The 13,682-nt window shown below is 71.8% G+C and carries 10 protein-coding genes and 1 pseudogene; 4 read left to right on the forward strand and 7 right to left on the reverse strand.

The features are described 5' to 3' along the window. The first annotated feature begins 46 nt into the window (after nucleotides 1-46). Entirely contained in the window at nucleotides 47-790 is a 744-nt protein-coding gene (locus PV682_RS17320) for an alanyl-tRNA editing protein (protein ID WP_319730701.1), read from the forward strand. A 619-nt stretch (nucleotides 791-1,409) separates the two neighbouring features. Here PV682_RS17320 and PV682_RS17325 read toward each other — a convergent pair. Beyond that, a complete protein-coding gene (locus PV682_RS17325; RefSeq protein ID WP_319730703.1) occupies nucleotides 1,410-2,894 on the reverse strand; it encodes an alpha/beta hydrolase in 1,485 nt (494 codons plus the stop codon). Between the two features lie 426 nt (nucleotides 2,895-3,320). Between PV682_RS17325 and PV682_RS17330 the strand changes: the two genes are divergently transcribed. Further along, entirely contained in the window at nucleotides 3,321-3,767 is a 447-nt protein-coding gene (locus tag PV682_RS17330) for a hypothetical protein (RefSeq protein ID WP_055719449.1), read from the forward strand. A 94-nt stretch (nucleotides 3,768-3,861) separates the two neighbouring features. On the opposite strand, the gene PV682_RS17335 is transcribed toward PV682_RS17330, so the two are convergent. The 5 genes from PV682_RS17335 to PV682_RS17355 form a co-directional block, all read right to left on the reverse strand. Beyond that, nucleotides 3,862-4,800, reverse strand: coding sequence for a LysR family transcriptional regulator (locus PV682_RS17335; protein ID WP_319730705.1), 939 nt, complete (start codon nucleotides 4,798-4,800; stop codon nucleotides 3,862-3,864). A gap of 761 nt (nucleotides 4,801-5,561) precedes the next feature. Beyond that, nucleotides 5,562-7,109, reverse strand: coding sequence for a sensor histidine kinase (locus PV682_RS17340; RefSeq protein WP_319730707.1), 1,548 nt, complete (start codon nucleotides 7,107-7,109; stop codon nucleotides 5,562-5,564). Then, nucleotides 7,106-7,840 carry a response regulator transcription factor gene (locus PV682_RS17345; protein ID WP_319730708.1) on the reverse strand — a complete coding sequence of 245 codons (735 nt, stop codon included), beginning with the start codon at nucleotides 7,838-7,840 and terminating at the stop codon, nucleotides 7,106-7,108. The genes PV682_RS17340 and PV682_RS17345 overlap by 4 nt, the downstream gene beginning before the upstream one ends. A 27-nt stretch (nucleotides 7,841-7,867) precedes the next feature. Beyond that, a complete protein-coding gene (locus PV682_RS17350; protein ID WP_319730710.1) occupies nucleotides 7,868-9,889 on the reverse strand; it encodes a glycosyltransferase family 39 protein in 2,022 nt (673 codons plus the stop codon). A gap of 13 nt (nucleotides 9,890-9,902) precedes the next feature. Beyond that, a complete protein-coding gene (locus PV682_RS17355; RefSeq protein ID WP_319730712.1) occupies nucleotides 9,903-11,162 on the reverse strand; it encodes a bifunctional glycosyltransferase family 2/GtrA family protein in 1,260 nt (419 codons plus the stop codon). A 583-nt stretch (nucleotides 11,163-11,745) separates the two neighbouring features. Here PV682_RS17355 and PV682_RS17360 point away from each other — a divergent pair. Beyond that, nucleotides 11,746-12,327 (forward strand): TetR/AcrR family transcriptional regulator, encoded by a 582-nt coding sequence (locus PV682_RS17360; protein ID WP_319730714.1) that lies wholly within the window; start codon nucleotides 11,746-11,748, stop codon nucleotides 12,325-12,327. A gap of 111 nt (nucleotides 12,328-12,438) precedes the next feature. Further along, nucleotides 12,439-13,518, forward strand: coding sequence for an SMI1/KNR4 family protein (locus PV682_RS17365; protein ID WP_319731070.1), 1,080 nt, complete (start codon nucleotides 12,439-12,441; stop codon nucleotides 13,516-13,518). Here PV682_RS17365 and PV682_RS17370 read toward each other — a convergent pair. Then, a pseudogene (locus tag PV682_RS17370) lies at nucleotides 13,484-13,603 on the reverse strand (response regulator transcription factor); the annotation flags it as partial. The gene PV682_RS17365 and the pseudogene PV682_RS17370 overlap by 35 nt on opposite strands. Nucleotides 13,604-13,682 lie beyond the last annotated feature (79 nt).

Below are 13,682 nucleotides of genomic sequence, written 5' to 3' on the forward strand. Positions count from 1 at the left end.
GGAGACCGGGGAACAGGCCCGGCCGGGCTCGTCCCTCCACTCAGCTATGGGGATCAATCATCATGGCCGTACCCACCGCCTCGACTGGGAGGACGTCACCCTCAGGGAATGGGAGTGCACCGTCCTGTGGTCCGACCCCGCCGAACCGGAGGCCGGCATCGTCCTGGACCGCTCCGCGTTCTACCCGGGCGGCGGCGGACAGCCCCCGGACCACGGCGTCCTGATCTGGCAGGGCGTCCAGACCCGCATCGTGGGGACCCGCAAAGGCGACGACCTCTATCTCCTCCCCGCCCCCGGCGACCCCGTCCCGGTGGCGGGCACCACCGTCACCGGCGCGCTCGACGACGAACGCCGCTCCTCCCTCATGCGCACCCACTCCGGGCTCCACGTCCTGTGCGGCACGGTCTTCCGCGACTTCGGCGCCCTCGTCACCGGCAACAACATGGAGCCCGGCGAGGCCCGCATGGACTTCAACCTGCCCGAAGTGCCGGCCGGCTTCAAACAGAGCCTCGAAGACCGGGTCAACGCCGAGATCGAGGCCGACCGCCAGATCGTCGTACGGGTCCTCCCCAAGGACGAGGCCCAGGAGATCCCCGACCTGGTCCGCACCCAGTTCAAGGCGCCGCCCGACCTCGCGGAGGTCCGCATCGTCGACGTCGTCGGGCTCGACGTCCAGGCCGACGGGGGCACGCATGTCGCCTCCACGCGGCAGATCGGGCGGATCAAGGTGGTCAAGGTGGAGAGCAAGGGACGGCAGAACCGGAGGGTGAGGGTGCGGCTGGAGTCCTGAGCCGGCCCGCTCCGAGGGCGCGTGGTCATGTCTCTTCGGTGGGCCGGGTGTCCAGTGCCTCATAGAGCCAGGCGAGCTCGGACCGGGTGATGGCGCGGGCGGTGAGCAGCATGGCGCGCCGGTAGGGGGCGTCGGTCTGTTCCGTCGCTGAAAACCCTTCCGGCCTGGACGCTCGCGACCAGCGCCACCGCGGCCCAAGTCCCTTGGCCGACGGCCCGGTTGCCGAACCGTCGGATTCCGGCGCGGAGCCGGACACCGGAGGAGTACGCGTTGCCACCCAAGCCGGTCAGGCGGGGGATGCTCCCCGCCCTCGCGTTCGCCGCGCCGGGACCGGTCGCGCAGGCCGTGGCCCCCGAAACCGCGCCCGTGAGGCAGCACGCGGGAACGGCCAGAACCGGGCCCCATCACCGGGGACCGGGCCACCCTGCGCCCCCGGCCCGGCGGCAAGGCCCCCGCCGTGTCCATGCCGTCCGGCAAGGGTCGCGAGGACAGGGGCTTCCGCCTCCCGCTCACCGCCCAACGCCCCACCGACGCCCGGCAGTCGGCGGTGACCCGGCTGACCCTCCAGGTCTCCTGGCCGACCGGTGGGGACGCCCCGCGCCGACTCACGTACAGGCCGTCAGAACCGTACGGCGGGGCAGCGGGTGCCGTGGGGTGGGACTGCCAGGTCGGTGAGGTAGGTGTCCACGGTGTTCTCCATGCACGGGCCGCTGGTGACGCTGCCGTGGCCGTGGCCCTCGTAGGTGAGGAGTACGCCGCCGCGGCCGAGCTGCCGGGCCACCGAGACCGCCCACGGGTAGCCGGTGGCGGGGTCGTGCAGCGCGTTGGCGAGCAGGATCGGCGGGGCACCGTGTACGTCCAGGCGGTGCTGCGGGTTCGCGGTCGGCGTGCCCAGACACGCTGCGGCCATGTGGATCGGCAGGAGGTACGGAAGGTTGGGCGCGGTCGTGCCCATCATGGCGACGAGCGAGGCGTACTCGGCGTAGTCGCGCACCGGCAGGTGCCAGTCCGAGCAGAAGACGGGCGTGGCCGGAGGCAGCGGCGCCACCGAGGTGGACGACGCGGGCAGCGGCCTGCTCGCGTCCATCTCCGCGATCGCCGTGGCCAGGCCCGCGAAGTCGGCCTGGTAGAACTTCCGGAACGCGACCTTGTTGACCAGGTCCGACGACGACAGCGGGGTGCCAGGCCGCGCCGGGTCCGCCAGCTCGCCGCGCCCGGCCCGGGCCAACAGGCCCTGCCAGACGGCGCGGACGTCACGGGCGTGCAGTACGCATTCCTCCGCACCGTCGCACCACTTCACGAACTCCCGGAACGAATCCTCTGCCGTGGCCGCCTCGGACCGCAGGAAGTCACGGGTGGTCGGGACGCTGTGGTCCATGACGCTCTCCAGCACCATCGCGCGTACGCGGCGCGGGTAGGTCTCGGCGTACTGGGCCCCGAGCAGCGTGCCGTACGAGCTGCCGTGGAAGGTCAGTCTCCGCTCGCCCAGGGCGGCCCGGAGGGCGTCCAGGTCCCGGACCGTCTGGGCGGTGTCGAGGTGGTCGAACACGGGGCCGGTCCGGGCCCGGCAGTCGGCGCGCAGCCGCCTGTTGTACGCCACGGTCGCGTCGAAGTCCGCCTGGCTCCTCAGTTCCGGTGACGGCCGCTCGGCGAGCAGGCCGCCGGAGCAGGCCACCGGGTTGCTGCCGCCCACGCCGCGCGGGTCGAAGCTCACGATGTCGAACCTGCGGCGGACCTCTGTGCTGAACCGGCCGATACGGTCCACCACCATCTCCACACCCGAGTCGCCCGGCCCGCCCGGGCCGAACACCATCGAGCCGACGCGTGCGCCGGGGTCGCCGGCCGTGCGGCGGGCCACGGCCAGGTCGAGTCTCGGCCCGTCCGGGCGGGCCCAGTCGACCGGCACCGAAAGACTGGCGCACTCGGCCCCTGGCTCCGCCGGGCCGGCGCACGGTGCCCACCGCAGGGCCCCGGTGGCAGACGGCGACGCGTGGACGGCGGGAGCGGCGGCGAGGCCGGTGATGACCGCCATGGCGGCACCCACCACCCCGGCCGTGCCCCGCGCGGCGATGCGCCGCACGGCGGATCTGCCCCTCAACGGCATGGATCCTCCTCGTGAAGGAAGCGGTTGCGTCAGACATGCGGACCCGGCCGGGGTGCCGTCGTCACGTTAGGTGCACTGGTGCCTGTGCGGTGCCTCCGCCGGAGGTTTTTCCGGGTCAGGTCGGGGATCGCTCAGGGGCGGGTCAGGGGGGAGGGGATGTCTCGGCCGGAGCGAGCAGTCGGGAGACGAGCTCCCAAGCGCAATTGGCGAATGTCTCTCGCACTCTCCTCCAGTCATAAGGGGCGCCTTATCGATCGAATGGAGATCCTCACGCTTGTCGATGCTGACAATCGGAACTCCACTGTGCGAGGGTTTGCACATCGCAATGGACCGGGAAACCGGTCCGAGTGGGAAATCCCTTCGTGCGCGACAGGGGCTTCCCGGCAGCGATTCCGACCATTCACCACCCGACCCACGGGGGTTTTCATGCGGATCTTCCGTGCGGCGGCCGGCGTTCTCGCCGCCGCTGCTCTCACCGCTTCCTTCGGCGTTTCGACCGCTCACGCGGAAACGACGGGTTCCACGACTCGGGCCGCCGCGGAGAGCGACTGCAAGAACGGCAGCCACAACATCGGCGGCGGCCGGAACACGGTGTGGGTCTGCGGGTCCAGCACACATGTCTACCGGGCCAGCGGAAAGTTCGAGGTCGCGCTCCTCGGGACCCCGACCCCCGTCACCGGGCACGTTCACGTCTGGAGCAAGTGGGGCCACATCGACCTCAACGGGCCGACCGTCACCCTGCGTTCGGGCGAGGCTTCGCACCTCGACTGGAACGGCAGCTGGGACCTGCCGGACGGAGACTCGGTCTGCTCCGCGTGGATCTACTCGGACGGTTCGTCGACCAGCCCCGCCTGCCTGAACATCAGGCGATAAGCGCTGGTGCCTTCTGGCCGCTCCATGCCGGGAAACGGCCTGGAGCGGCTTTGGGCTGTCCGGGCGGGCGTGGCGGGCGGTGGGGTTCGGAGCGTCAGGTGTGCCGTCGGGCGTCGGTGAGGCCCTGTCTGGTGGCTTCGTGCGCAGCGTGCCGAACGGCTTCGATGGTGGATTCGGAACGTCTTCGCCGCAGCCAGGCGAGGGCGGATGTGGAGGGGGCGAGGTCGACCACGTCGAGGTATCTGATGCCGGGGCGGGGAAAGTAATCGCGGGCGGCTGCGGGGAGAAAGCACATCGCTTCTCCAGCGGCCACCGTGTAAAGCAGCGATTCCATGTCGGTGACCATCGGGCCGTATTGGACGCGGCTGCCGTCGGGCCGTGGATCGACGGCCCAGAAGTCCCACCACAGCCGCGGAACCTGCTCAGGCATGGAGACCACCGGGACGCCGGAGAGCTGGGCCAGGGTGAGCCGGGGCAGGGCCGCCAGGGGATGCCCGGCGGGGAGGCAGGCCACTCGTGGCTCGGTGGCCAGGTGGTGCAGTTCGATGTCGTCCGTCACCGGCGGACGGAGGAAGACCACATCGACCTCCTGCTGCGCGAGCGCGGCCAGGTGATCGCCCAGGCCGAGGTCGACTAGTTGCACGGTTGTCCCGGGGTGACGGGTTTGCAGCAGGCCGAGTACGGCCCGGGTGTGTGCCATGGACGCCTCGGCTCCCATGGTTCCCACGACGAGCCGTCCGGAGGTCTGGCGCACCTGTGCGTCGGCGACGTGCCGTAGCCGGTCGACCGCCGCGACCGCGGCCCTGGCCTCGGGGAGCAGGGCCTGTCCTGCCTCGGTGAGGGTGATCGTCCGGCTGGTGCGCTCGACCACCGGTACCCCCAAGCGTTTCTCCAGTTCTCTGATTTGCTGACTCAGCGCCGGCTGCGTGATGAACAGGCGCGCGGCAGCGCGTCCGAAATGGAGTTCCTCGCTCAATGCGAGATAGAGCCGAAGCTGATGAATGCTCGGTTCCTTCGGTACGGATGCCCTCATGGAGAAGGCCAACCTTTCATACGTGCCTTGCTGTCATAACGAGCATGTTATTGATCGCCATGCATTCTGTGCCTCTGATTCGATGACACCCCCGTGTGGATCATGCGATAGTCAGTGGCGTGGTTGTGCTGTGAATCATTGGGCGCAGAAATTTGGAGAAGACATGAAATCTCGTTTCCTTGCCGGAGCAGGTGTTCTCGCACTTGCTGCCAGCGGTGTTTTGCTCTCGGCCCCCGGAGCCTCCGCAGCCGGACCGCCTCCGTGCACGGTCACGAAGGAAAGCCCCGGCTGGGGCCACTCGCAATGCTTTGGGGGCAGCGGCCAGCAGCGCGTGGTACTCACCTGCGGCAGCGGCTCCAGCGTGAACGTCAACTACGGGCCGTGGGTGGCGGCGGACGGCACTCAGTCCCACGCCTACTGCCGAATTCCCACGACTATCACGCTGGTCGACGTGCAGTACGTGCCCTGACGTCGCTGTCGCACCTGATCACGGTGTGAGCGAGACGGACCTACGAAAGTGCCTTCCTGTCCGACCGGAGGGCACTTTCTCCGTCCGGGCGCCGAGGACGGGCCGCGGAACTCCGCTTCAGCATGGTGATCTCCCAGAGATGCAGCACATGGACATCACCGACTCCAGGCCCGGCAACGGACCGGAGAACCCCGACGTCGGCGCATCGAACTGTAAGCCGCACCGAAGGCTTCCCGTCCCTGACAGATGTCAGGGCACGGCCTCTGCCCGTTGCCCGACTGCTTGCACGTCGTCATCCGGTCCACGTCGTCTCCTTCCCCGGTCGGTGCTCAGGTGCCGTCGAAGTTTGGACGGGAAGGGGGAGGACGAGGCGGAAGGTGCAGCCTCTGCCGGGGGCCGTGTCGAGTTCCACGCGGCCTCCGTGGCCCTGGGCCACCGCGGAGGCGATGGCGAGGCCGAGGCCGCTGCCGCCCCGTGCGCGGGAGCGGGAGGGGTCGGCGCGGTAGAAGCGTTCGAAGACGCGCTCGGCGTCGGCGGGGGAGAGCCCGGGCCCTCGGTCGGCGACCTCGATCACGGCGACAGGGGTGCGGTCGGCGTGATCAGTACGGTTCGCACGGCCGGTGTCGCCTCGCGGACCCCGGAGCGTGGTCCCCACCCGTACGTCCACCGGCGTCCCCGGCGGCGTGTGGACGAGGGCGTTGGAGAGGAGGTTGTTGACGACCTGGAGCAACCGGTCGGGGTCGCCGACCGTCTCGACGACCTCCAGCTCCGCGTCCTCGGTGTCCGCGTCGAGCGGGCTGAGCGTCACCCGGTGTTCGCCGTGCGCGCGGACGGCCGCCGCGCTGACCGCGTCGGCGGCGAGGGACAGCAGGTCGACGGGGTCGCGGCGGTAGGCGGGCTCCTGGTCGAGCTTGGCGAGCAGGAGCAGGTCGTCGATGAGGAGGTTCATGCGTTCGGCGTTGCGGGCGAGCTGTTCGTCGGCCTCGCGGCGCTGTGCGGCGGGCCGGTCGGGGTGGCGCAGGGCGAGCTGGGCGAAGCCCTGGACCGTGGTGAGGGGGGTGCGCAGCTCGTGCCCGGCGTCGGCGACGAAGCGCCGCAGCCGCTCCTCCGAGAACTCCCGCTGCCGCATGGCTTGCTGGAGCCGGTCGAGCATGTCGTTGAGCACGGTGCCCAGGCGCCCGGTCTCGGTGCGCGGGTCGGTGTCGGACAGCCGCAGGCCGAGGTCCCCGGCGATGATGCCCTGCGCCGTACGCTCCATCCGGGTCAGCGGCCGGAGCGCGAGCCGGACCACGGCCCGGACGACGACGATCAGTACGGCGACGGCCGCGATGAGGATGAGGGTGCTGAGGAGCAGCTGTTTCGACAGGACGGCCTGCGGGCTGTCGAACGGCAGGGCGACGACGTACGTGCTGCGCGCCGGGCTCTCCCGCCGCAGGACCCGCCAGCGGCCGTCCCCGGACTCGGCGGGAACGGTCGTCACGTGCCCCAGTTTCAGGCCCAGTTCAGCGGTGGTCGAGGCGAGCCGGGGGCCTGGCCTGTCGCCTTCGCCGAGCGTGCTCTGTTTCGCGCCCCAGGCGTTGTAGAAGGTGACCCGGAAGTCCGAGGGCAGGGTGATCGCGCCCGGCGTCGACCTGACGACCGGTTCGGTGGTCGGGGCGAAGACCTGGTCGGAGAACTCCAGATGCCTCAGCTGCCGGTCGACCCGGTTCAGCAGCCAGGAGTGCATGCCCGCGACCCCGACGGCCTGCGTGGTGAGGACCACGACCGCGGCGAGGAGGGACACACCCCACACGAGCCGGCCGCGCAGCGACCGGGGACGAGCCGTCCACCGCGGGCTCATCCGCCGCCTCCCGCACCATGGCCCTGCGGAAGCCGCAGGCAGTAGCCGACACCGCGCACGGTGTGCAGGAGGGGCGGATCGAAGCGGTCGATCTTGCGGCGCAGGTACTTGATGTACGTCTCCACGATGCGGCCGTCCCCCGCGAAGTCGTAGCCCCACACCTGGTTGAGGATCTTGTGCTTGCTGAGCACCCGGCCCGTGTTCTCCATGAGGTAGACCAGCAGGTTGAACTCGGTCGGCGACAGCGGGACGTACTCGCCGGCGCGGCGCACCTCGTGCGCGATCTCGTCCACCTCCAGGTCGGCGAAGCGCAGGACCCCGGCACCCGCGCCGTCCGGGCTCTCGGGGCTGGTGCGGCGCAGGATGGCGCGGATGCGCAACAGGACCTCCTCGATGCTGAACGGCTTGGGCACGTAGTCGTCGCCGCCCGCGCTGAGGCCCGCGATGCGGTCGGCGAGCTCACCGCGCGCCGTGAGGAACAGCACCGGCGTACGCACCCCGGACGCCCGCAGGCCCCGGGTGACCTCGATGCCGTCCAGGTCGGGCAGCATGATGTCGAGCAGCACGAGGTCGGGACGGCTCGCCTCCACCGCGCGCAGGGCCTCCCGGCCGGTGGCGACGCCGAGGACCTCGTACCCCGACAGCCGCAGCGCCGACTCCAGCAGCATGCGGATACCGGGGTCGTCCTCGACCACGAGGAGGCGGTGCGCGGGGACCGGGGCGTCGGGCATGGCGGGGCTCCGTTCTGCCGGAGGACGTCACGGGGTGCGACTCCCGGGGGCGCAGTCGTACAGGACCGTTCCGGCACCGCCCGCCATGCGTCCCTGAGCGGAGCCGCTCCCGCCGTAGTCCTTCGCGGGGACCTCGGCGCAGTTCTCTGCGAGCCACCTCGTCCGCTCCGCACCGGCGTCGCCGCCTTGCAGGGCGGCGATCCCGCCGGACGAGCCTAGGACGTAGCGGAGTTCACCGTCACCGGTCCATTCGGCCAGTTGCCGTACGGAGGGGACGTCGTCGGCGCCGACGAAGCCGCCCATGCCGATGACCGTGGCGTCGGTGTTCAGGACGAAGGCGCCCGCGGCGACGGCGCCGCCGTCGACGGCGAGGGTGATGCGGGCGCCCCCGGAGCGGGCCGCGGCGTAGGCGAGGATCTCGCGGTGGGCGGCGGTGAGGTCGGTGCCGCCGAAGCCCTGCGGCAGCACGAACCCCTTGGGGAGGCTCCCGTCGCCGGGGATTTCGATCCCTTGCGGCAAGGGTCCGCCGCCGCCCAGTGTCCGCCCGCCGAAGGACACCGGCCCCGCCGACGGCGGCACCCCGGCCGCCACCGACCCCGCCTCGGCCGGCACGCTCACCGCCCACACGCCCGGCGCGAGCAGCACCGCCCCCACCGCCCCGCCGAGCGCGGCCACCGACAGCCGGGGCCTCAGCGCCGCCCCGGCCAGCAGCGCCAGCGCGGCCACCGCCACCGCGGCCACCACCCAGCCCAGCCACCCGTTCCAGGACGGCACCCGCCGGATCACGGCCACCGCCCACGCCGCGCTCACCAGCACGGTCCCCGCCCCGACCGGCAGCGCCCACCGCGCCCCCGCCCGGTGTGCCCGCACCAGCGCCGTGACCAGCCCGGCCGTCAACGCGGCGACGGCGGGCGCGAGTTGGGTCGTGTAGTAGACGTGGAACGTCCCCTCCTGGACGGAGAACATCAGCCCGCACACCACCAGCCAGGTCCCCCACAGCACCCACCCGGACCCCGGCAGCCGCTTCCCGGCCGGACCGCTGCCGCGCCTCCGCAGCACCGCCCCGGTCACGGCGACGGCCAGCGCCACGGTGCTCGCCGGGAGCAGCCAGCCGATCTGCCCGGCCACCTGCTCGCTGAACAGCCTGAGCGGCCCCGGCTGACTCCTGAACGCCCTGCTGAGCCCGGCCCCGCCGCTGCCGCCCGCGCTCTCCCCGAAGATCCGGCCGAGCCCGTTGTACCCGACGACGAGCTGCCAGGCCCCGCCGTCGGCGCTGCCCCCGATGTACGGCCGCCGCCCCGGCCACCAGCCGACCACCGCGACCCACCACAGCGAGGAGACGGCACACACCGCGCCCGCGGCGAGCAGCGCCCCGACCCGCCGCAGCCAGGGGACACTCGCACCGGCCAGCCACGCCGCCGCGAACGCCGGCAGCACCATCCACGCCGCCGCCATCTTGGCCAGGAACCCGCACCCGACCAGGAATCCGCTCGCGCACAGCCACCGGGTGCTGTTCGACCGGACGGCCCGGGTCAGCGCGTACGCGCCGCCGACCAGGAACAGCACGAGCAGGGTGTCGGGGTTGTTGTACCGGTTGATGGCCACGGTGACGGGCGTCAGGGCCAGCACGAGCGCGGCGAGCAGCGCCGTGCCCTCGCCCGCCCAGAGCCGTACCGTCCGGTGCAGGACGAACACGGCGGCGACGCCCTCCAGGACCTGCGGCAGGATCAGCGCCCAGCCGTGCAGCCCGAAGATCTTGCCGCTGACGACCTGCGGCCACAGCGCCGCCGGCGGCTTGTCGACCGTGACGACGCCGGCCGGGTCGAAGGAACCGAACAGGAAGTTCGTCCAGCTGCCGCCCATCGACTTCACGGCGGCCGAGTAGTAGCCGTTGCCCCAGCCGAGCGAGCCCAGCGCCCAGCCGTACAGCAGCGCGGACAGGAGCAGGATCGCGGCGAGCGCGGCGGGGGCCGCCCGGCGCGGCAGGACACGGACGGCGACGGGGAGCCGTACGGCGGGGCCCGGCGTCACCTCGGTGGTGTGGGTCACGGAAGGCTTCCTCTCAGAGGTCCCCGGCGGTACGGCGGAACACGGCCAGCCGCAGCACCAGGAAGCGGACGCCGGTCACCAGCACCGAGGCGACGGCGAGGACGAGGGCCTCGGCACCGGTCGAGGCGTCGGGGGAGGCGTCGCGGAAGAGGAGGACGGCCCCCGAGGTGGCGAGGTAGCCGACGACGAACAGCACACCGGCACCGAGGTGGGCGCGGCCGGCCCCGGCCGTGGAGTGCCGGAAGGTCAGACGGCGGTTCGCCTCCGTGTTGAGGAGCGTCAGCACCAGCAGGGAGACGAAGTTCGCCGCCGCCGGCGGCCACCAGCCGCGCAGCAGCCAGTACAGGAGCGCCTGGCCCGCCGTCGAGGCGACGCCGATCACCGCGAAACAGGCGATCTGCCAGGTGAGTCGGGCCCGGTCCTGGTGCGGGGCGAGGACCGCGTCCGGGTGTTCGGCGGCCGGGCGCGGGCGGGCCGGGACGGCGACGCGGGCCTTGCCGGACGCCTTGAGGCGGGCCATCCGCCACAGGCCCTTCAGGTCGTCGGCAGCGGTGTGGACGACGTCCACCCGCGTGTCGACGTCCTCGACCCAGTCGACGGGCACCTCGTGGATGCGCAGGCCGTTGTGCTCGGCCAGCAGGAGGAGCTCGGTGTCGAAGAACCAGGCGTCGTCCCGGGCCTTCGACAGCAAGGGGCGCAGGACGTCCGTACGGGCCGCCTTGAACCCGCACTGCGCGTCGCTGAAACGCGCGCCGTGCGTCAGCCTGATCAACGCGTTGTAGCAGCGCGAGATCAGTTCCCGGCGCGGGCCGCGCACCGTCCGCGCGCCGGAGGCCAGGCGGCTGCCGATCGCCAGGTCGGAATGGCCGCTGGCGAGCGGGGCGATCAGGGGGAGGAGCCCGTCGAGGCCGGTCGACAGGTCGACGTCCATGTAGACGACGATCTCCGCGTCGCTCGCCCCCCACACCGTGCGCAGCGCGAGCCCGCGCCCCTTGCGGTCGAGGTGGACGACACCGACGCCGGGCAGCTCCTCGGCGAGTTCGCGGGCCACGGCGAGGGTCGTGTCCGTGCTGGCGTTGTCCGCGACCGTGATCCGCCAGGTGTAGGGCAACTCGTCGCGTAATCGCGCGTGCAGGGTCCGGACACAGCCCGGAAGCGCTCGTTCCTCGTTGTGGACAGGGATGACGACCTCGACCGTCGGCGTGCGGGTGACGTCCGGGGCGGGCTGCTGGGGGGTCCGGGCCGTACGCGTGCCACTGAATGTCCGCGTCATGGGTTCCTCGGGAGGTGAGGGTCGATGGGGGCGGCTCCGGTACGCGCCCGGTCCTTGGGCCGCGCACGCATCGACTCTGACCGGTGAGGCAGGGGAAACCCGGGGAGAAAGCCGGGAACTGACGGGGAGTTCGGTCTCGGTGCGGGTACCGGGCGCCGACGAGGGCGCCCGGCTCGACGGCCTTGCCGAGAAACCCGCCCGCCCCGGCACGCAGCGCCCGTACGACGTACTCGTCGGTCTCGAACGCCGTCAGGACGACGTCGGCACGGGCGAGGCCGGCCGCGCCTCGGCGGAGCGGACCAGCGTGACGCGCAGCGGCGACCCGTTCTTGGAGGTCGGACCGTACTGGATCAGGGGTCAGAAATGGACGGCTGTCCGTTTTGTTTGCGGGGATGAAGGTGCGCACAAGAGATCCGAAGGTGCAGGGGGGATCTGTACGGGTGGCGCCGAGGAGTGGTGTGAGCTGCGGTTTCGTGGGTGAGATCGGGGCGCTGGGGTGTGCCGCATCGGCCGGTGACGGCGTACGCGTGCGGGCGTTAGGGTGGAGGAGTAAGCGGACAGCCGTCCAGCAGGAGGAGGGGCAGTGGAGTCGAGGACCGGCGCGCCTCAGCGGTCGGACGCGCAGCGCAACCGGGAGCGCATCCTGGAGGTGGCGCTCGTCGAACTGTCGCGCTCCGCTGACGTCCCGCTGAGCACGATCGCCAAGAAGGCGGGCGTCGGGCAGGGGACGCTGTACCGCAACTTCCCCAACCGCGAGGCGCTCGTCCTGGAGGCGTACCAGCACGAGGTGCGGCAACTCACCGACGGCGCGGCCGAGTTGCTGAAGACGATGGAACCCGACCTCGCCCTTCGCGTGTGGATGGACCGCCTCGCCCGCTTCATCATGGCCAAGACCGGGCTGGCCGACGCGCTGCGCCAGGCGGCCGGCGCGACGGAGGGCGCGGAGCCGTCCGGGTACGCGATGGTCCTCGGGTCGATCGAGCACCTGCTCGCCGCCAACCACGAGGCCGGCACCATCCGCCCCGGCGTGACCGCCGGCGACTTCCTGCGCGCCATCGCCGGCATCTGGCAGATCGACATCAGCGGCGACTGGCACCCCCAGGCCACCCGGCTGCTGGACATCGTCATGGACGGCCTGCGCGCGGGGGCGCCGGGGCGGGGCTGAGGGCGGAACCCGACGGAACGGCACCGGAAGTCAGGCGGTGCGGTCAACTCCCCACGTTCTACGGTGTGCTGAGCGTCGTTCAGGTATTCGACCGGCAAGGAGCACAGGACTGTGGACGTCGAGATCCCCCAGGACGTACACGACATCGCCACCCGACTCGGCGGCGGTGTCCCCTACGCGCTGAAGGCGGTGGCGGGACAACTGGTCGATGATCCCGACCTGGGGCATCCCTCCGGCCTGCCCGGAATCCTCACCGTGAGGATCGAGGACGACGTGATCGAGGACTGCCCGGCCCTGGCCATCGGCTACATCCGCGAGCCCGACCGGATACAGATCCGGTTCCTGACCCTGGCCCGCCCCGCCGAACCCCTTCCCGAGACCGAGACCGAGCCCGAGGAGGAACCCGAAGAGCGCCCCGACCCCGTCGCCGAGGCGACCACTGCACGCCAGGTCGCCGACGCCTGGCGGCGTATCACCAGCTGGCTCCGGGACCATGCCCCCGACTCCTACGCCGCGCTGCGCCCCGGCGCCGGCCTCGGCACCCTGGCCGCGCTGGAAGGTGAGCTGGGCATCCGCCTGCCCGTCGAACTGCGCGTCCTGTGGACGCTCACGGCAGGGGACGACGGGGGCTGCCTGCCCGGCAACCGCGCGCTGATGCCGGTCGACGCCGTGGCCGACGTCCACCGGCTGAAGACGGACATCCAGGCCGGGCTCGACGTCGACAACGCCGGCCTCTGCGAGGAGGACCGGATCACCGCATGGGCGCCCACCCGGATCCCGGTGGTCGCCTTCGGGCCGGCCGACACCACGTCGGGCCTGTACCTGGACGCCGCGACCGGATACCTGGGCCGCTGGTCCCGGTACAACGAACCCCCCCGGCGAAGAACTCGACACCCTCGTCACCTACTTGGAGGAGACCGCCGACATGCTCGAAGCACCGGCCCTCGCCACCCGGGACAGACCGGGGCTCGTCGGCGGGACACTGGTCTGGCTCAACGGCAGGCACCCCACCGACGAACACCACTGGCAGCCGGTGACCGGCTGACCGCACGGCTTCGACGCGTCGGCGGTCAACAGGCCGTCGTACTCGAAGTCGCCCATCCCGTGCGGGTGTTCCGCGCGCGGCAGCGGCCGGGTGTCGTGCATGACCTGCGCGAGCGAGTCGCCCGGCACGGCGGACGAGCACCGTGAGGCGAGCGGTGAGGACCACGCAGGAGAACGGCTTGGACAGACAGCTGTCCGCCCCCGTGTCCAGCCCCTCGGCCTCGTCGTCCTCCACCATCGGCACGCGCATGAGGAGCAGCCTGCCCCGCCCTCGGCCCGCGCGACGCCCTTGCTGAGGCCCGCTTCAGGAC

The sequence above is a fragment of the Streptomyces niveiscabiei genome (assembly GCF_033794345.1).
GTDB lineage: Bacteria > Actinomycetota > Actinomycetes > Streptomycetales > Streptomycetaceae > Streptomyces > Streptomyces niveiscabiei.